We start from the raw sequence: 18,663 nt of genomic DNA, 5'->3' as shown, positions 1-18,663 counted from the left end.
TTCCATAGGAGTAAACTTGCCCCACTGCAAATCCTCGAAAGGACCGGCATGAAAGAACTCTCCAACCGCACGGCAACATTTACCGATTCGGTCATCCGCCGCATGACACGCATCTCCAATAAGTACGATGCCGTCAATCTCTCGCAGGGCTTCCCCGACTTCGATCCTCCGGCGCAGCTGCTCAACAGCCTGAGCACCATCGCCGCCGACCCCAAGCCGCTCTACCACCAGTACTCCATTACCTGGGGCTCCCAGGCCATGCGCGAGGCGCTCGCCGCCAAACAGGAGCACTTTATGGGCATGCCGATCGACCCCAACCAGAATATCGTGGTCACCTGCGGCTCCACCGAGGCCATGATGGCCGCCATGATGACGGTTACGAACCCCGGAGACAAGGTCGTCATCTTCTCGCCGTTCTACGAGAACTACGGCGCTGACACCATTCTCTCGGGTGCCGAGCCCATCTATGTGCCGCTCAACCCGCCCACATTCGACTTTGACCGCGAGGCGCTCGAGGCTGCCTTCCGCGACAACGACCCCAAGGCCATCGTCCTGTGCAACCCTTCCAACCCCTGCGGCAAGGTCTTTACGCGCGAAGAGCTCACCTTTATCGCCGACCTGTGCAAAAAGTACGACGCGTACTGCATCACCGACGAAGTCTACGAGCACATCGTCTACGCGCCCCATGAGCACGTCTACATGGCCACGCTGCCCGGCATGTTCGAGCGAACCATCAGCTGCAGCTCGCTGTCTAAGACGTACTCCATCACCGGCTGGCGTCTGGGCTACACCATCGCCCCGGCCCAGATCACCGAGCGCATCAAGAAGGTCCACGACTTTCTCACCGTGGGTGCCGCCGCTCCCCTGCAGGAAGCCGTTGTCACCGCCCTCAACTTCGACGACAGCTATTACGATGAGGTCCTCGACCTCTACACCGCCAAACGCGACCTGTTCTGCCAGGGGCTCGATAGCATCGGTCTTGAGCATAACGTGCCGCAGGGCGCCTACTACGTCATGATGGACATCTCTGAGTTTGGCTATGACAGCGACCTCGAATTCTGCGAGGACCTCGCATCCAAGGTGGGCGTGGGCGCCGTGCCCGGCTCGAGCTTCTTCCGCGAGCCCGTCAACCATCTGATTCGTTTCCACTTTGCCAAGCGGGACGAGACGCTTAACGCGGCACTGGAGAACCTCAAGTCGCTACGTGATAAAATCAAGCCGCGCGGGTAAGGACGGCCCGGCAACTAAAGCAACCAAAGAAGCCCCGCACCGCCCGCCACGTTGCGAGGCTTCTTTTTATAGCGCTTTCTTAAATGGTTTAGAGCCCTATACTTTAGTCACGGAGCAACTCGTCCCAGAGAGAGGAATACTATGGCAGAACAGCAGCTTATCGGAGCGCTCGAGGCCGGCGGCACCAAGATGGTCTGCGCCACGGGCTATGCAGACGGTACGGTCCTGGAGCGTGAGCAGATCGCGACCACGACCCCGCAGGAGACCGTTGAGGCCGTCAATGCATGGTTTGCCGACAAGGGCATCGCCGCGCTGGGCATCGGCGCCTTTGGCCCCACCGCAGTCAACCCTGCCTCGCCCCAATACGGCAAGATCCTGGAGACGCCCAAAACGGCATGGCGCTACTTTGACCTGCTGGGCACTATCCAAAACGAGCTCAATATCCCCTGCGGCTACGACACCGACGTCAACGTCGCCTGCCTGGGCGAGGTCACCTTTGGTTGCGCTCAGGGCCTCACTGACGTTGTGTATCTGACCATCGGCACCGGCGTGGGCGCCGGCGTGCTCTCGGGCGGTAAGCTCGTACACGGCATGATGCATCCCGAGGCCGGCCACATCCTGGTCACGCGCGACCCGCGCGACACCATTGGCGAGCACAGCGCCTGCCCCTTCCACGACAATTGCCTCGAGGGTCTCATCGCCGGCCCCGGCGTTAAAAAGCGCTGGGATGGCAAGAGCGCCGGAGACATGGCCGATGACCCGGAGGCCATGGACCTGCTCGCCGGCTATCTGGCACAGGCGCTCATGACCTACACGCTGTGCTACGCGCCGCAAAAGATCATCATCGGTGGCGGCGTGGCCGACCACACCCCCATCGTGCCGCTCGCGCGCAAGAAGTGCGCCGAGATGCTCAACGGTTATATCGTCACGCCCGAGGTCAACGACATCGATACCTATATTGTCAACAACAGCCTTGAGGGCAAGCAGGGCATCATGGGCTGCCTGGCCCTGGGCGCGCAGGCGCTTCAGTAACAGACGCACCCACAGGGCGTGGCGCGCCCGGCAAATCCAACCTACGGAACGACGCCACCACGCCCTATATAAGCCCTCTAATAAAAAAGGCCGCCTAGCACCAAGCATACGTCCTAGGCGGCCTTTTTGGCACATATGAGCGATCGTAGTAGATATCGGAGCACAACGCCCGTTGCCGCTCCACAGCAGTCGATCATCACATCGGTGATCATGCCGGCGCGTCCCGGCACAAAGAGCTGAATCGTCTCGTCGATCGAAGGAATCAGCAGCAGGAACACCGCCGTGGGCAGCAGCACGTCAAAGGTGCGCCGGCCCTCAAAATCAAAGGCGTGCGTTGCCAAGATGCCGAGCACCATATACTCGGTAAAATGCGCGCACTTGCGAACAACAAAGTTGGTCACCCATTCATATGGAAGTCCCACGCCGTGCAGGAAACCGCGGATAGCTTCCATGACCGTTAGGCTCAGCGAGCCCGACCCCGAGCCGGGAACCAGCGAATTGCCCCAGATCAAGAGCGCCATCAGGCAGGTCACGACCGCCCATTTTCGATTGATCTTAACCATGCAGAAGTTATGCCTCCGCGCGGAGCGGCGCGAAGCTGGCGGTACCGCCCTCGATAACGCTCAGGTAGGCACGGCCCGTACGCTTGGCGGTAGAGGACTGCAGGCGCTCGATCTCCTCCTCGAGGATCTGATTGACGCGCTCGTGACGACGGTTTTCCATAATGCCGGCGGCAATAGCCTCGGCCCGCTCGATGCTCTCGCGCGAGATACGGGCAGTATCCTCGGGGAACACAGCGCTGTGACGGCCGACATAGGCGGGGGCAGCAGGCTGAGGGGCAGCGACGGGAACGGGGGCTGCAACAGGAGCAGGCTCGTCAATCTCATCCAGAATCGCGGTGGCGGCGGCCCACATGTCCTCGTGGCCCGAGTAATCAGCCATGGGGACATCAACCTCGAGTGAGGCATCCGGAAGGTCGCCGGTGTCGATGCGATCTTGGGCATCAATCGATGCGGTGATGGCTGCAGGCTCATCGAGGTCATCGAAATCGATATCCGCGGCACCGGAGATGATAGGCATGCTGGCGAGGTTTACATTGTACGGCGCAGCCTCAGCCGCCTGCTGCTGGGCAGGAGCGCCCCACAGCGAGCTTTCGGCGGCACGGCGGGCGGCAACGGCCTCCTCGTCCGCGGCCATGGCTTCATCAACGTACGAATTGTCGGCAGAAGCGTTCGCGTCCGCCGAGGTAGCGCTGTAGGCGTTATTGGCTGCCGCGTTGGCGACGAGTGCCACGAAAGCCGCCGTGCTGCCCGCAGGGGCGGCCTGGGAGCCAGACACGGCGCGTGCCGCGGCGGCGATGTCGTCGCGATTGAAGGAGCCGGTCTGCCCGCCGTTGGTGAGCTCGTCGATGGCGACTTGATAGACGTCGCGCGAGTGTGCAGGGTCGCAGCTCACCGGCGAATCGTCGTCAAGCATACTGTCGATCATGGACCAAGCCTCGTCCTCGTCCATAGCATCTGCGGCTCGAGCGATGGTAGGGACACCATCATCGGCATGACGGCGCTGGAACGCACCAGTCAGGCCGGAAAGGAATGCCGAGGTAGACTGCTCCGCCTGAGCCTGAGAATCAGAAGCCGCAGCGTAAGGAGTCGCATCCTGCTGCTGAGCTGAAATCGAGGCGGTCTTGAACTCGCTTTGATGCTGATTGAGATTGGCGGCACCGCCCATGGCATCGGGCTGGAACAGACGCTCTTCACGCTGCGCACGATACTCGGAGATACCCAGCGAGGCGGCATAGATGCCCACGCCCGCCACCGCGCCCACGGCGAAGGGAACCGCACCCGCCACGACCGTCTCGTTCACAGACGAAAACGGCAGCGTCGCGGCATACATAACCACGGGAGCGGCAAGGCCGATCCCGCACGAAAGTCCGGCAAGGACTGCTCGTTGTGTTGCATCAGAAGAAGCCATGAGCTCTCCCCATCTTCCAGCACCCAAATCGCATCATTCAGTTGGCTGCGCGAGAGAAGATGAAGCGGGGCTATGCCCCAAAGCAACGGTATATGGTTCGTTTCATCTGCGTTATCCGTCGCGAAGCTTAAAAGCTATTATGCGAAACCGCCCTGTCGATTGCAAGCGACGATGTCGGATTGAAACGGGAAACCTGCTGCTTGCCAGTCTTATGGTCAAAAATAAGCGCGGAGCGGCGATATAGAAAAGGGCCGAGGTTCAAAGCCCCGACCCTTTATTGCATTGATGACTATCGCTGCGTGTGGATGACAACCTAGAACGTCTGCTCGTAGTCGCTGTGCTTTTTGGCCGAACGCACCAGGAACTCCTGGTTGGTGTTGGTGCCCTTAAGACCCTTGATAAACGACGCAGCTGCGCGCTCGGTATTGTTCATGCCGGCAAGAATGCGACGCAGGCCAAAGACAAACGGACGCATCTGCTCGTCAACCAACAGGTCCTCGTTACGCGTACCGGAGGCAACGGGGTCGATAGCCGGGAAGATGCGGCGGTCGGCCAGGTCGCGGTCGAGCTTGAGCTCCATGTTGCCGGTGCCCTTGAACTCCTCAAAGATGACCTCGTCCATCTTGGAACCGGTGTCGATGAGGGCAGAGGCCAGGATGGTGAGCGAGCCGCCGTTCTCGATATTGCGGGCTGCGCCCAGGAAGCGCTTGGGCGGATACAGTGCCGCCGAATCGACGCCGCCCGAAAGGATGCGGCCTGAGGCGGGCGCCGCCAAGTTGTAGGCGCGGGCAAGACGCGTGATGGAGTCGAGCACCACCACGACATCGCCGCCCAGCTCCACGATGCGCTTGGCGCGCTCGATGACGAGCTCTGCCACACGAGTGTGGTTGTCGGCGGGCATATCGAAGGTCGACGCCACAACCTCGCCCTTGATGGAACGCTGCATATCGGTAACCTCTTCGGGGCGCTCGTCGACGAGCAGGCAGATGAGGTGCACCTCGGGGTTGTTAATCGAGATAGACTGGCAGATCTTCTTGAGGATTGTGGTCTTGCCGGCCTTGGGCGGGGACACGATCAGGCCACGCTGACCCTTGCCGATCGGCGACACGATGTCGATGGCGCGACCGGTAATGGAGTCCTTGCCATGCTCCATGCGCAGCGGCTCGTTGGGATAGACCGGGGTGAGGTCACCGAACTTGGGGCGGTTGCGAATCTGCTCGGGGTCTAGACCGTTGACGGTCGTGATTTTGGCGAGGCCGGCGCGCTTGTCGCCGCCGCGCGAAGGACGCAGCGAGCCCTCGATGACGTCGCCCGTGCGCAGACGCGCGGAGCGGATGAGGTAGGCGGGGACGAAGGCATCGTCGTTGGACTTCATGTAACCGTGGGCATGGATGATACCGGAGCTGTCCGGACGAATCTGCAGGATGCCCTTGATGTCGCGGAAGCCCTCGGCCTTCGCGGCGGTGACGTAGATCTCCTCGACGAGCTCGGCTTTCTTCTTGCCGGTCGTCTCAATCTCGAACTCCTTGGCCTTCTCGCGCAGCTCGGCGACCTTCATGGCCGCGAGCTCCTCGCGCGAAAGCGTGGGCTCGGTGGGAGCGGCATTACGCTCCTTGTTGCGCTGCTTGCGATCGCGCTGGCGGTTGCGGCGGTCGTTGTTGCGCTCGTCCTTGCGCTCGTTGCGCTCGTCGTTGCGCTTGTGCTGGCGACGGTTGGGGCGAGCGCCGTCTTCGGCCTCGGCGGGCGCGGCGCCATCGGTTGCGGCGGCATCGGCGTTAGCCGCAGTATCATCGCTGGTCTCGGCCTTGGAATCGCCCTGCAGCTCGGCCTCGGCCTGCTGCTCGGACGCCCTGGCCTTAGCGGACTTCTTACGACCGCGCTTGGGCTTCTCAGACGCAGGCTGTTCGACGTCCTGGGGCTCGGCGGCATCAGTCGATGCATCGACGGTCGTCTCGGCGGAATCCTCGGACGCACCCTTCTTGGCAGCCTTGGCCTTGGACGTGCGCTTAGCAGCAGTACGACGGCTGCGACCGGGACGGACGTCGGCGGGCTCGGCATCGGCAGAAACGGCCTCGGAAGTCGTAGCATCCTGGACGGGCGCGTCGGCAGCGGTTGCAGACTCGGCGATCGCCGCAGCATCCCGAGCGGCGGCGGCTGCGGCTGCGGCCTTCTCGGCCTCGACGAAGGCCTTGGGCTTGCGACCGCGACGGTGCGGGCGCAAAGCCGGATCGACAACGGGAACTTCGCTGGCCTCGACAGGCGCAGCGGGCTCAACAGGCGATGTACCCTCCCCTGCCGCGGAACGGACCGAAGCCTCAGTGAGCTCGGGGGTTACCTGATCGGCAACCTGCTCGGCCTTAGCAGCCGTGCGACGGCGTGTGCGCGGTACCGGCTTCTCGGTCGGCTGGTCGGCGACAGGGGTCTCGGTGGCGGCAGGCGTCTCGGGCACAGACGGAGCTGCAAGCTCGGTCAGAGCCGCGGCCTCGCGCTCGGCAGCACGACGGCGGGCGCGCACCACCTGAGCCTCGCTAATCTGCGCCAACGCACGTGCCTGCGCGACCTCATCGGAAATCGGCGCCGAGGAGTCAGCTGCAACGGTGCGCTTGACGCGCGTCGTGCGCGTGGTACGGCGCTTGGGCTTGGTGACCTCCTCGCCGTCAGCAGCAGACTTGGCCGTGCGGCGCGTACGCTTGGGCTTTGCCGGAGCAGCCTCCTCACCAGTTGCAGGCACGGCCTTCTCAGCCGCTGCAGCCTTAGGCGTCTCAGGAGCCGAGGTTTGCGCGGGCGCCGCGACTTGGTCCGACGCAACCGGTGCAGCGGGAGCGGCCTGCGTCGTCGTTATTTCGTTTTCTTGCTGTTGATCAGACACAGTGTTTGCTCAACTTTCTTTTCAAGCCCTGTGATCACATGCTCCCTGCATAAACCTTCAGGGCGGCTAAACAGTCTAGTTCCGTTCAAAACGACGGACATCATTGATCTGTATCGAGATGATTGCGTCATATACGCAGCGTTAGTGTAACACAACCGCAACCACCTGCAACTTAGTCATTGGGAACGCTCTTAAACGACTAGTCAAAAGGGGCACTTTTTGGTTTAACACCCACAAATCTGACTGCCTCCGCCAAAACTATGGCGGTTTACTACGATGAATCGCTCAACCGCGACCACTCCGAAACTTGTTGAACTAAAACCGCAGGTAGATGCCTTGCACTTTTTGCGAAAAGCCGGCGTGGTTGGAATTTCTCATTTCATCGTAGTAAACCGGCATAGTTTCGTATTTCCAGCAGTTCCAAATTCGTCAATACGTCGGCGTTTGCAAAAAGCCCGACCTCCGTGGGAGATCGGGCTTTCAGGGCTCAGTTAAACCAAACTTGCGCGGTCAAATGACCCGCAGATTACATCTGCTCGGGAGCGGAGACACCAACAAGGGTGAGCACCAGGGCGAGCGTCACGCGGACGGCGTCGCAAGCGGCCAGACGGGCGCGCGAAAGCTCGGAGTCGACGGGACGGCCCTCGCTCGGCAGCACCTGGCAGGCAGCGTAGAAGCTGTGGAAGTCGCCGGCGAGTTCCTCGGCAAAGTGCGTCAGACGGAACGGGGCGCGGTCGCGAGCGCAGCTGGCAATCAGGTCGGTGAGCTCGTTGAGCTTGCGCGAAAGGGCGAGCTCGGTCGGGTCGGTCAGCAGCGAGTAATCGACGTTCTCACCGATGGCCTTGGCGGCGACGGCCTTCATGCCCATCTCGTCAGCCTGCTCGGGCGTAACGTCAGCGGCACGGCGCAGGATGGAGCACACGCGGGCGTGAGCGTACTGCACGTAGTACACCGGGTTGGAGTTGTCGCGCTTCTTAACGGCCTCAATATCGAAGTCGACCATCTGGTTGGAGCTCTTGGAGATGAGCGTGTAGCGAGCGGCATCGGAGCCGACCTCGTCGACGAGCTCCTGCAGGGTCACCATGGTGCCCTTGCGCTTGGACATACGGACGGGCTTGCCGTTGCGCAGCAGGTTGACGAGCTGACCCAGCAGAACCTCAAACTTGCCGGGGTAACCCAGAGCGTCGCAGACGCAGCGGACGCGGTCGATGTAGCCGTGGTGGTCGGCGCCCCAGATGTCGATGACGTGGTCGACGCGCTGGAACTTATCCCAGTGATAGGCAACGTCGGAGGCGAAGTAGGTGTACTCGCCGTCGGACTTGATCAGGACGCGGTCCTTGTCATCGCCCAGGTCGGTGGAGCGGAACCACAGGGCGCCGTCCTTGGTGTAGAGATAGCCCATCTTGTCGAGCTTCTCAAAAGCGCGGTCGACGGCGGAGGTGCCGGCGGTCTCGCCCTCGGTGTCCTTCACATACAGCGAGCGCTCGGAGAACCAACGATCGAAGTCGCAGTTAACGGCATGACAAAGGTCGCGCATGTTGTCGACCATCTTTACATAGCCGCGCTCGCGGAAGCTCTCCATGCGCTCCTGCGGATCGGCGTTGACCCACTTGTCGCCGTCGGTACGCCAGAACTCGGCGGCCTCGTCGATGATGTAGTCACCGCCGTAGGAGTCCTTGCCCAGAGTCTCGGCAAAGTTGTCCTGATACGGATGGGTCTCGGGGTGCTCGTCGCTCTCGTCGGCAACAAAGGCGTCGCGGTCGGCGATCAGCAGCTTGTGAGCCTCGTCGATATCAACGCCCTGCTTGGCGATGATGTCGGCAAGCTGCATATAGCGCGTGCTGATGGAGTTGCCGAAGGTGTTCATCTGAGAGCCGTGGTCGTTGATGTAGAACTCACGCTGGATGTCGTAACCGGCGTGGTCCATAACACGGCAGAGCGAGTCGCCCAGCGCGGCCCAGCGGCCGTGGCCGATGTGCATGGGGCCGACGGGGTTGGCGGAAACAAACTCGACCTGGGTCTTCAGGCCACCACCGACGTTGGACTTAGCGAAGTCCATACCCTTCTCGCGAGCCTCGCCAAAGATGGCATTCTTGACGGCAACGGAGAGGTAGAAGTTGATGAAGCCGGGGCCTGCGATCTCGACCTTCTCGATCGCGGGGTCCTCGGGCATATGGGCAACGATGGCCTCGGCGATCTTGCGCGGGGCGCAGTGGGCCAGCTTGGCGGACTTCAGGGCCATGGTAGAGGTCCACTCGCCATGAGAAGTGTCAGCCGGTCGCTCGATAGCGCAATCGTCAAGTTCAAATGCGGAAAGGTCGCCGGCCTCCTGGGCCGCAGCAAGCGCAGCGCGTACCAGCTCTTCAATCTTCTCGGGCATAGATCCTCCTTGTGTTAAAGCCCCCGAGCTCTTGGTCACTCGTAGGGCAAAAGCCAGAGTTTGTAGCACTCTATCACAAGCGACGGGCACTGTCGCAGGGTAAAGCTAATAGATATTGCATATGCACAAAAATGACTACAGCTTGTATGGAGTCACTCAAAGATGCCGGTCTGCCTGCAGATTATGCAGGCGTTGAAAATGCATAAAGGTGTGAATGAGCTGCGTCTGTTATCGAATACTCTTACCTATCGGAGTTGTGTGCTTTTCCTGCAAAAAGTAAGGGTTTGCGCACGTCAGCGTGTTATTCTAGACATACGTAAATTCGTATAAGTTGGAGGTAGCATGTTCTCAATCGGTCAACACGTCATTCATCCGGGCCAGGGAGTCTGCACCGTCGTCGGTTTTAGGGACGACACACCGCAGCCCATGCTGCTGCTCGAGACCAAGCAGGGACATGCGCAGACGATCCTCATGTACCCCGTGGCGCAGGCCGACCGTTTGCACGCCGCCATCTCACAGCAAGATGCCGAGCACCTGCTGAGCCACTATGACGAGCTGGAGTGCGACACCTTTACCGAGCGCAACAGCTCGCTTGAGGAGACGCACTTTAAGCAGCAGCTCAAACTGGGCGCGCCCGAGACTGTCCGCGTGGCAAAGACCATGATGCACCGCATTCGCCAGGCCGAGGAAGCTGATAAAAAACCCAGCTCCTACTACATGCGCGTACTCAAGGAGGCCAAGCGCCGCTCCATCGAGGAGTTCGCCGTGGCCTTGGGCGTCACCGAGGAGGCCGCCGAAGCCCGCCTAGCCCAAGCCGCCCTCAACTAACCCATCCGCGCCAAAAACCACCACAAAGGGGACAGGCACCTTTGTGGTGGTTTTCTTGTTCTAGTAGTATTCATTCTTATCGATACCCACGAGCACAAGGAGTCTCTTATGGCAGAGCTGCTTTCCGCCGGAATCACCCGCGACCGCGCGTTCGAACTGCTCAACGAGCATAACAAGGACCCGTTCCACATCACCCATGGCGAGACGGTCGAGGGCACTATGCGCTACTTTGCGCGCGAGTTCGACCCCGAGAACGAGGAGTTTTGGGGCATCGTCGGTCTGCTGCACGACCTGGATTGGGAGGAGCATGAGGACGATCCCGTGAACCACACCATCTATGCTGCAGAGATTCTTGAGGGCGAAGGTGCGTCTCCCGAGCTCATTCACGCCATCCAGACGCACACGTCGGACTTCAACACCTCGCTGCCCAAGCCCGAGCTGCAGATGGAAAAGATCCTGTTTGCCTGCGATGAGCTCACCGGCCTGATCGGCGCTGCAGTCATCATGCGCCCGAGCAAGAGCGTTATGGACTTTACGACCAAGTCGCTCAAGAAGAAGTTCAAGGACAAGCGCTTTGCCGCCGGCTGCTCGCGCGACGTGATTTCGCAGGGCGCCGAGATGTTGGGCTGGGAGCTCCCCGAGCTCTTTGACCGTACCATCGCGGCCATGCAGTCCTTTGCCCCCGACCGCGATACCTTCCAGGCCTAACCGCCCACGCCACCTAAAACCGCCACAAAGGGGACAGGCACCTTTGTGGCGGTTTTCGTTTACGAGGGGTTTAGGGGCGGACCTGGCCGGTGCCGCGGAGCTTGTATTTGTAGGTGGTGAGGGCCTCGGCGGCAAAGGGGCCACGGGCATGGAGCTTTTGGGTCGAGATGCCGATCTCGGCGCCCAGGCCAAACTCGCCGCCGTCAGTAAAGCGAGTGCTGGCGTTGGAGTACACGGCCGAGGCATCGACCGCATCGAGGAAGCACTCGCAAGCATCCGTGTCCTCGGCAACGATGGCCTCGGAGTGCATCGTGCCGTAGCGGTTGATGTGTGCGATGGCCTCGTCCTCGCTTGCCACGACCTTCACGCTCATCTCGAGAGCCAGGTACTCGCGACCCCAGTCCTCCTCAGTCGCGGCGACGTAGTCATCACCCTCGGCAAGACCGGCATCGGCGCACGCGGCGCACGTAGCCTCGTCGCCGTGAATGAGCACGCCGTGGTCACGCAGCACGGCCACGACCGCAGGCAAAAACGAATCTGCCACGGCACGGTCGACCAGCAGCGACTCGGCGGCATTGCACACGCCTACGCGCTGGGTCTTGGCATTGACGATAATGTTGAGCGCCTTATCAAAGTCGGCGGATTCATGCACGTAGATGTGGCAGTTGCCCGTGCCCGTCTCGATCACCGGCACAAGCGACTCGCGCACGCAGCGCTGAATCAGGCCCGCACCACCGCGCGGAATGAGCACGTCGACGATACCGCGGAGCTTCATGAGCTCGCCAGTGGCCTCGCGGTCGGTGGACTCAATCATCGAGACGGCCTCGCGCGGGAAGCCCTTGGCCTCGAGCGCATCGGCCAGCAGCTCGGCGATCATGGCACACGAGTGATAGGCCACCGAGCCGCCGCGCAGAATGCAGGCGTTGCCGGTGCGGATGCAGATGCCCGCGGCGTCGGCCGTCACATTGGGGCGCGCCTCGTAGACCATGGCGACCAGGCCCAGCGGCACACTCACACGGGTCAGGTCCACGCCGCTTGTAAGCACGCGGTGGTCGAGCACGCGGCCCACGGGATCGGGCAGCTCGGCGAGCTTTTCCAGGGCGGCGGCCATGCCCTCGACGCGCTCGGGCGTCAGCAGCAGACGGTCGAGCAGACCGGCCGAAGTGCCCGCATCGCGCGCGGCGGACATATCGAGCTCGTTAGCGGCGACGATGGAGTCGACACCGTTGCGCAGTGCTGCGGCCATGGCGCGCACGGCCTCCTGACGCTGCTCATCGCTCGCCCTGGCAAGCGAGGCCGACGCTGCCTTGGCGGCAACGGCAAGATCGTGGACATACGTGGCTATATCGACCGACATGGACGGCCCTTTCTCCTAGAAGTTTGCAACCATGGTAGCCGATTTGCGCATGGCCTCGCCCGCGGCGGTAGAATTGGTCAACCCGAAACACCGCAACGAACGGAAGACTCACATGGCCCTCATCACTTCGTACCACGTCCCCGGCCTTTACGTCGAGGACCACAGCATCGACGTCCCCCTTGACTGGCGCGGCCTGGAGCCGATGCTCCTGGCCGTCGGCAGCACCATGCGCCGCGGCGCTATGCCGACACCAATCGCCGGCGCGCCCGAGAGCATCAAGCTCTTCTACCGCGTGGTTTGCGCGCCCGACCGCATCAACGACGATCTGCCACTGCTCCTGTTTTTGCAGGGCGGCCCCGGCGGCGAGAGCCCGCGTCCGCTGTCGCCCACAAGCGACGGCTGGATCGAGGAGGCCGTCAAGCACTTCCGCGTGGTCCTTCCCGACCAGCGCGGCACCGGGCGCAGCAGCTGTGTAGACGGGCGCACGATTGCCGCACTGGGCGAGCGCGCGACGGTGGCCGGCTCCGATGCCGCACGCTCGCAGGCTGACTTCCTCAAGCGCCACCTCGCCAGCTCCATCGTGCGCGATTTTGAGTACTTGCGCCTGGTGGGCTTTGGCGGCAAGCCGTGGGTCACACTCGGGCAGAGTTACGGCGGCTTTTTGACGTTGAGCTATCTGTCGCTCTTCCCCGAAGGCGTGGCGGCAAGCTTTACCTGCGGCGGCATCCCCCACGTGCCGGCGAGCGCCAGCGAGGTCTACGAGCACACCTTCCCGCGCATGGCAGCCAAGACGCAGCAGTATTATGACCGCTATCCCGCTGACGTCGAGCGCGTGGCAGCCCTGGCCGATGCGCTCGAGGCTCAGAAGCCCGTGCTGCCCGACGGCTCGCCGATGACGGTCGAGCGCCTACAGCTCATGGGCAGCGACTTTGGCATGAAGCCGAGCTTTGAGCGTATGCATTGGATTATCGATCACGCTTTTGTTGACGGCGACGGCACGCTGACCTGCGGCGCCTCGGTATCTGACAGCTTTTTGATGCGCGCCTTCGAGCGCACCAACACGCGCACGAATCCGCTGTACTGGACACTGCAGGAGTTCATCTACGCCGACGGCGACACCATGCCCATTCGCTGGTCCGCGGCAGAGGAGAAGGCCCATCGTGCCGAGTTCGACACGCTCGCGCGCCCGCTCATGTTTACCGGCGAGGCCATGTTCCCGTGGATGTTTGAGCAGATGCCCGAGCTTAAGCCGTTTAAGCCCGCCATGGACCTGCTGATGGAAGACACCAGCTGGGACAAGATCTACGACCCGCAGCGACTGGCGTGCAACGAGGTGCCGCTCCAGGCCGCGGTGTATTTCGACGACATGTACGTCGATTCGGGCATGCAGCTCGATACGCTCAGCCGCGTGGGCAACTCGCATGCCTGGGTAACCAACGAGTTCGAGCACGACGGTCTGCACGGCAGCGTGGTATTCAAGCACCTCTTCGACGAAGCGCTCAACCGCGGAGACCTGCGCCGGATCTTCTAACAAAAGAGACTCACCACCTGCCGGCACATAAGGAACGTCCCCAAGTGCCGAGAACAGCAACATTGCAGGAAGAGGACGGAAAGCGAAAACGCCCCTAAGCGAGCAAGGTGACGTGAAAGAGGAGGGCATTGACCTTTTGGTCATGCCCGACGATTGAACGTCAGATTGCCGCTTAGGGGCGTTTGCAGCGTCAATTGGTTAGGCGAAGACGATTAAATTATCCCTGTGTATCGCGGGCTTCTCGGCCAGGTCTGCCAGCAGGCGGTTGCTGGCGATCTGGTCCTGGCGGCGGCCGGCAGCAAGCTCCAGCACGTCCGAATCGGCCTCGGCGATACCGCGGGCGACGACCATACCTCTCGGATCGCACACATCGAGCACATCGCCCTCGGCAAACTGGCCATCAACCTCGCGAATACCCACCGCAAGCAAGGAAGAACCACGGCTGACCAGCGCCTTCGCGGCACCGTCGTCAACCGTTACCGAGCCATGTGCCTTGTCACCCAGCGCGATCCACAGCTTGCGGGGCGCAATGTCCAGGCGCTCCGCCGGCGGATCGAACAGCGTGCCCACGCTCTCGCCACGGGCCAAGCGCACGAGGGAATCGGGCTCCTCGCCCGAGCAAATCACGCTCTGAATGCCGGCCGTCATCAAAATGCGGCTCGCGCGAATCTTGGTGATCATGCCGCCCGTGCCCACCGATGTGGAAGAATCGCCCGCCGAGGCGATAATCTTGGCATCGATCTTATGCACGACCGGGACAAACTCGGCCGTCGGATCCTCATGCGGATTGGCGGTGTAGAGGCCGTCGATGTCCGAAAGCGTCACGCACAGATCGGCAGAAACCAGGCAGCTCACGAGCGCCGCCAGCGTGTCGTTGTCGCCAAACTTGATCTCATCGACAGTAACGGTATCGTTCTCGTTGACGACCGGCACCACGCCAAGCTCCACAAGGCGCAGCAGGGCGTCGCGCGCGTGCAGGTAGGACGTACGGCGCGCCGTGTCGTGACGCGTGAGCAGCACGAGCGAGGTGAGCAGGTCGCGCGCATGAAACTCCTCGTCGTAGGCCGACGAGATAATGCACTGGCCGGCCGAAGCGCAGGCCTGCAGGCTCGGCAGGTCGCCGACCGGCTTACGGTCGAAGCCCAGCACGGGATAGCCACAGGCGATAGCGCCCGAGCTCACCACGACCAGACGCCAGCCGAGCTTGCGCAGCGCTGCGGCCTGATCGGCAAGCCCGCCGATAAAGGCGCGGTTGACCTTGCCGTCGGCGCCCACCACCGTGGACGAACCGATCTTTACCACCATCGTTTTATAAGAAGTCGTCATACGTCAAACCAATCGACTGTTCAGCGAACGGGCGAACGGGCGAGCGAGAAAATGATACGTTTTCCTCCGTCGCATGCGGATCATTTTGCCCAGGGGAAAGCCGAGGCCGCGGCCATATTCTTGCGCACGAGCTCGTCGCGCACCTGGGCCAGGCCCTGTTCCATACCCACCACGTAGGTCTGCGGATACAGGAAGCGCTTGAAAGCCGCATCCAGATGATCGAGCGCCCAAACACAGCGCTCGCGCGCGTCCTGGATGCTCTCACGCGGAGCCACCGCACTGCCGTCGCGCACGATCGGCACCAACAGCTCACGATACTCAAGTTCGGACACGTCGGTCACCAGGGCGGCATCATTCACGGCCACGAGGGTATTGCCGCGCGCGGCGCCCTCCCCCACCAGATGGTCCTCGTCGTAGATCATGTCGCAGACCGGGCCGCCAAAGCCGTCGTAATAACGGCGCACGCGCTGCACGCCCGGGATCGTGCGCTTGTAGGGCTGCTCGGAGAGCTTGACCACCGGCGTCCACGGGTCGGCCTCGCTCGCACGGCGGGCGGAAAGCTTGTACACGCCGCCCAGCGCCGGCTGGTCGTAGCAGGTCGCGAGCTTGGTGCCCACGCCAAAGCTATCGATGGGCGCGCCCTGGTCGAGCAGCGACTGAATCGTGTACTCATCCAGATCGTTAGAAACCGAGATCCCCACATAGGGCAGGCCCTCGACATCAAAACGGCCGCGAACATACTTGGAGAGCTTGGCGAGGTCGCCGGAGTCGATGCGAATAGCCGACAGACGCTCGCCCACCGCCTCCATCTCCTTGGCAACCGTAATGGCATGCTCGCAGCCCTCGCGCACGTCATAGGTGTCAATGAGCAGCGTACAGTTCTTGGGGCTCGACTTGGCAAAGGCGCGGAAGGCCTCGAGCTCGGAATCGAAGCTCATCACCCAGCTGTGCGCATGCGTGCCAAAGACGGGAATACCGTAGCGGCGGCCGGCGAGCACATTGGAGGTAGAGGAGCAGCCGGCAACGTAGCTCGCGCGCGCAACGGCCAGGCCGCCATCGGGACCCTGGGCTCGGCGCAGGCCAAACTCCGCCACAGGGCGACCGTCGGCGGCGAGCACCACGCGCGCCGTCTTGGTGGCGACAAGCGTCTGGAACCCGACGATGTTGAGCAGCGCCGTCTCGAGCAGCTGGCACTCCAGCGCGGGGCCGGTGACGCGCACCATGGGCTCGCGCGGAAAGACGAGCTCGCCCTCGGGCACGGCGTCGATGTTTACATGCGCACGAAAATCGCGCAGATAGTCAAGGAATGCGGACTTAAACATCGCGCCGCCGGCCGGGGCCTCAAGCGATGCGAGGTAGTCGATATCCTCGGGTGTAAAGCGCAGATTCTCGACTAGCTCGGGCAGCTCGGCGGTGCCGCACATGACGGCATAGGCGCTGCCAAAGGGATGGTCGCGGTAAAACGCGGTAAAACAACCCTGCTCATTGGCCTTGCCGCTCTCCCACAGGCCCTGGGCCATAGTGAGTTCGTACAGATCGGTGAGCATTGCGATGTCGGTGGGATGAGAGATATCGGTCAAAGCCATGGGGCGACCTTTCGGATGTGTGGTGCAGAATTTGAGGGTTGGACGAGAGCAGAGCATGCGGACATGACGCCCGATGCAAATCGGTTAGAGCAGGCCCATGCTGGTCAGGATCGTGTAGCCCATAAAGATGACAAACGCGATGAGGGCAAGGACAATGATGATTTTTTGAGCCGGCGCCATGCCAGGGATCTCGTTCTCGCCCGTAGGTTCCTTGGAGGTAACCATGCGCTGGGCAAAGGTCATCTCGTCACGGCTCGGCTTGGGCTCGACGGACTTAAGACGAGCGGCCTTTTTAGGCTGAGGTTTGGGCGCGGCAGGTGCAGGCTTCGCAGCAGCGGGCTTGGGTGCGGGCGCGGGCTTGCGCTCGGATGCGGCGTTCAAGGCGACCTCCTCGGCCTTCGCACGCTCGGCGCGCAGGGCAGCCAGCTCCTCACGCTCGCGACGGGCCTCTTCCTGGGCCTCGCGACGAGCCTTCTCGGCGCGGAGCTCCTCCAACTCGGCGCGCTCCTCGGCAGACAGTGGTTGGGACTCAAGCTCGGCCATGGTATAGCCCTTTCTTTTAAAAAAAGCCGCCGACACAATGTCAGCGGCTTATCAAATCCAAGGGTGGAGACGAAGGGAGTCGAACCCTCGGCCTCTGCCATGCGACGGCAGCGCTCTCCCAACTGAGCTACGTCCCCAGGACAAGTCGATATTTTACCTACGGCTCGCCAACTGTCAACGCCCAATAACCAGTCTTTTTGGGGCGCGGCTATTTTGGCAACTTTTCGAACAGGCGATCCTCTCGATGATTTTTTATCCCCGTCCCAGAAAAATCATCGACGAACGCACTACTTTGCGCTGGTAAGAACACCGGTGGTGTCGAAGGCCGGGGTGAAGCTCTCGTCTACCGCGCCGCCCTCTTGCCAGAACATCGTCGTAAAACCCAGGTCGTCGGCATGGTCGAGCACCTGCTCGTACTCCTCACGCGTCACGGCGCGTGCCAGGTCGCCGCCCTGCTCGCGCATGAGCGCATTGGGCGTGTACTGGTTCATAACCGAGATCGGCACGTCGCCCACCGTCTGCCACACCAGGTCCAGCACGCGACACGAATCGTCTGCATGCCCCGGAAGCACCAGGTGACGCACGATCATGCCACGCTTCATAAGCCCGTCCTCGTCCACCAACTCTCCCCCGCGGCGCTCGATCTCGCGCGCCATCTGGGCCAGACCCGACACGGCCACACGCGGGTAATCCTTTATATGGGAGAGCGACTGCGCAAGCCCGGCATCGGCATATTTAAAGTCGGTGAGCCACACATCGACCAGGTCGCCCAGCGCCGCCACGGCACTCGCGCGCTCGTAACCACTCGTGTTGTAGACGATTGGGATAACCAGTCCGCGCGCCCGTGCCGCGGCAATCGCGGCAGGCAACAGGTGCGCATAGTGCGTCGCCGTCACCAAATTGATGTTGTTGGCACCCTGGTCCTGCAGTTCCAGCATAATCTCGACCAGGCGCTCAGGCGAAATCTCAAGGCCAAAATTGCCGGTCGAGATCTCGTGGTTCTGGCAGTAGATACATTTGAGCGAGCAGCCGCTAAAGAAGATCGTGCCCGAACCGGCCTCGCCCGAGATAGGCGGCTCCTCCCACATATGAAGCGCGGCGCGGGCCACCTTGAGCGTGTCGTTAGCACCGCAGACGCCGTGCGCGCCCTCATCGCGCGCCGCACCGCAACGGCGCGGACACAAATGGCAGGCGGGCGAAAAAAGTTCGGTCAACGACGTCGGCATAAAACCATGCTCCAAAACAACGATTCAGCAGCTCAAACGTAAAGGGATCAACCCCACAGACGGCTCGAGCCCAAGG

14 protein-coding genes and 1 tRNA gene are annotated in these 18,663 nt (G+C 62.0%); 5 read left to right on the top strand and 10 right to left on the bottom strand.

Annotated features, from left to right (window positions below):
* The first annotated feature begins 48 nt into the window (after positions 1-48).
* Together ABHU32_RS02540 and ABHU32_RS02535 are read left to right on the top strand one after the other, a co-directional pair.
* Entirely contained in the window at positions 49-1,230 is a 1,182-nt protein-coding gene (locus ABHU32_RS02540) for a pyridoxal phosphate-dependent aminotransferase (protein WP_006235487.1), read from the top strand.
* A 141-nt stretch (positions 1,231-1,371) separates the two neighbouring features.
* Complete coding sequence (locus ABHU32_RS02535; protein WP_022094812.1) at positions 1,372-2,262, top strand: ROK family protein; 891 nt, start codon at positions 1,372-1,374, stop codon at positions 2,260-2,262.
* 113 nt (positions 2,263-2,375) lie between these two features.
* On the opposite strand, the gene ABHU32_RS02530 is transcribed toward ABHU32_RS02535, so the two are convergent.
* From ABHU32_RS02530 to argS, 4 genes are all read right to left on the bottom strand, one after another.
* Positions 2,376-2,825, bottom strand: a complete 450-nt coding sequence (locus ABHU32_RS02530; RefSeq protein ID WP_346978810.1) for a VanZ family protein — start codon at positions 2,823-2,825, stop codon at positions 2,376-2,378.
* Between the two features lie 7 nt (positions 2,826-2,832).
* Positions 2,833-4,233, bottom strand: coding sequence for a hypothetical protein (locus ABHU32_RS02525; protein ID WP_346978808.1), 1,401 nt, complete (start codon positions 4,231-4,233; stop codon positions 2,833-2,835).
* A gap of 313 nt (positions 4,234-4,546) precedes the next feature.
* Positions 4,547-6,964 (bottom strand): transcription termination factor Rho, encoded by a 2,418-nt coding sequence (rho, locus tag ABHU32_RS02520; protein WP_346978807.1) that lies wholly within the window; start codon positions 6,962-6,964, stop codon positions 4,547-4,549.
* A gap of 664 nt (positions 6,965-7,628) precedes the next feature.
* On the bottom strand, positions 7,629-9,482 hold the full coding sequence (gene argS / locus ABHU32_RS02515; RefSeq protein WP_346978806.1) for an arginine--tRNA ligase: 1,854 nt from the start codon (positions 9,480-9,482) through the stop codon (positions 7,629-7,631).
* Between the two features lie 342 nt (positions 9,483-9,824).
* Here argS and ABHU32_RS02510 point away from each other — a divergent pair, with 342 nt between their 5' ends.
* The gene (locus ABHU32_RS02510) at positions 9,825-10,310 is read left to right on the top strand and encodes a CarD family transcriptional regulator (protein ID WP_006235480.1); all 486 of its coding nucleotides are present in this window, start codon (positions 9,825-9,827) and stop codon (positions 10,308-10,310) included.
* A gap of 108 nt (positions 10,311-10,418) precedes the next feature.
* Positions 10,419-11,018 carry an HD domain-containing protein gene (locus tag ABHU32_RS02505; RefSeq protein WP_346978805.1) on the top strand — a complete coding sequence of 200 codons (600 nt, stop codon included), beginning with the start codon at positions 10,419-10,421 and terminating at the stop codon, positions 11,016-11,018.
* 70 nt (positions 11,019-11,088) lie between these two features.
* On the opposite strand, the gene ABHU32_RS02500 is transcribed toward ABHU32_RS02505, so the two are convergent.
* Positions 11,089-12,375, bottom strand: a complete 1,287-nt coding sequence (locus ABHU32_RS02500; protein ID WP_346978803.1) for a glutamate-5-semialdehyde dehydrogenase — start codon at positions 12,373-12,375, stop codon at positions 11,089-11,091.
* Between the two features lie 112 nt (positions 12,376-12,487).
* Here ABHU32_RS02500 and ABHU32_RS02495 point away from each other — a divergent pair, with 112 nt between their 5' ends.
* Entirely contained in the window at positions 12,488-13,906 is a 1,419-nt protein-coding gene (locus ABHU32_RS02495; protein ID WP_346978801.1) for an alpha/beta fold hydrolase, read from the top strand.
* Between the two features lie 198 nt (positions 13,907-14,104).
* Here the strand turns inward: ABHU32_RS02495 and proB are convergent, their stop codons facing one another.
* From proB to ABHU32_RS02470, 5 genes are all read right to left on the bottom strand, one after another.
* A complete protein-coding gene (gene proB, locus ABHU32_RS02490; RefSeq protein WP_346978800.1) occupies positions 14,105-15,232 on the bottom strand; it encodes a glutamate 5-kinase in 1,128 nt (375 codons plus the stop codon).
* Positions 15,233-15,312: 80 nt separating this feature from the next.
* Positions 15,313-16,818: a nicotinate phosphoribosyltransferase gene (locus ABHU32_RS02485; protein ID WP_346978799.1), complete on the bottom strand. Its 1,506-nt coding sequence runs from the start codon at positions 16,816-16,818 to the stop codon at positions 15,313-15,315.
* An 84-nt stretch (positions 16,819-16,902) separates the two neighbouring features.
* Positions 16,903-17,361, bottom strand: coding sequence for a hypothetical protein (locus ABHU32_RS02480; protein ID WP_346978798.1), 459 nt, complete (start codon positions 17,359-17,361; stop codon positions 16,903-16,905).
* A 64-nt stretch (positions 17,362-17,425) separates the two neighbouring features.
* Positions 17,426-17,498: transfer RNA gene (locus ABHU32_RS02475), tRNA-Ala, on the bottom strand.
* A gap of 150 nt (positions 17,499-17,648) precedes the next feature.
* Positions 17,649-18,587, bottom strand: a complete 939-nt coding sequence (locus ABHU32_RS02470) for a radical SAM protein (RefSeq protein ID WP_006235472.1) — start codon at positions 18,585-18,587, stop codon at positions 17,649-17,651.
* Between the last annotated feature and the right edge of the window lie 76 nt (positions 18,588-18,663).

This window comes from Collinsella aerofaciens, assembly GCF_039758965.1.
GTDB lineage: Bacteria > Actinomycetota > Coriobacteriia > Coriobacteriales > Coriobacteriaceae > Collinsella > Collinsella aerofaciens_BR.
This window is presented reverse-complemented; position numbering and strand designations above follow the sequence as displayed.

What these genes read in the sequence shown, in the direction of transcription:
- ABHU32_RS02480 (WP_346978798.1), bottom strand. Translation starts at nt 17,361, where the DNA reads ATGGCCGAGCTTGAGTCCCAACCACTGTCTGCCGAGGAGCGCGCCGAG.
- ABHU32_RS02470 (WP_006235472.1), bottom strand. Translation starts at nt 18,587, where the DNA reads ATGCCGACGTCGTTGACCGAACTTTTTTCGCCCGCCTGCCATTTGTGT.
- ABHU32_RS02510 (WP_006235480.1), top strand. Translation starts at nt 9,825, where the DNA reads ATGTTCTCAATCGGTCAACACGTCATTCATCCGGGCCAGGGAGTCTGC.
- ABHU32_RS02495 (WP_346978801.1), top strand. Translation starts at nt 12,488, where the DNA reads ATGGCCCTCATCACTTCGTACCACGTCCCCGGCCTTTACGTCGAGGAC.
- argS (WP_346978806.1), bottom strand. Translation starts at nt 9,482, where the DNA reads ATGCCCGAGAAGATTGAAGAGCTGGTACGCGCTGCGCTTGCTGCGGCC.
- ABHU32_RS02530 (WP_346978810.1), bottom strand. Translation starts at nt 2,825, where the DNA reads ATGGTTAAGATCAATCGAAAATGGGCGGTCGTGACCTGCCTGATGGCG.
- ABHU32_RS02505 (WP_346978805.1), top strand. Translation starts at nt 10,419, where the DNA reads ATGGCAGAGCTGCTTTCCGCCGGAATCACCCGCGACCGCGCGTTCGAA.
- proB (WP_346978800.1), bottom strand. Translation starts at nt 15,232, where the DNA reads ATGACGACTTCTTATAAAACGATGGTGGTAAAGATCGGTTCGTCCACG.
- ABHU32_RS02540 (WP_006235487.1), top strand. Translation starts at nt 49, where the DNA reads ATGAAAGAACTCTCCAACCGCACGGCAACATTTACCGATTCGGTCATC.
- ABHU32_RS02525 (WP_346978808.1), bottom strand. Translation starts at nt 4,233, where the DNA reads ATGGCTTCTTCTGATGCAACACAACGAGCAGTCCTTGCCGGACTTTCG.
- ABHU32_RS02485 (WP_346978799.1), bottom strand. Translation starts at nt 16,818, where the DNA reads ATGGCTTTGACCGATATCTCTCATCCCACCGACATCGCAATGCTCACC.
- ABHU32_RS02535 (WP_022094812.1), top strand. Translation starts at nt 1,372, where the DNA reads ATGGCAGAACAGCAGCTTATCGGAGCGCTCGAGGCCGGCGGCACCAAG.
- ABHU32_RS02500 (WP_346978803.1), bottom strand. Translation starts at nt 12,375, where the DNA reads ATGTCGGTCGATATAGCCACGTATGTCCACGATCTTGCCGTTGCCGCC.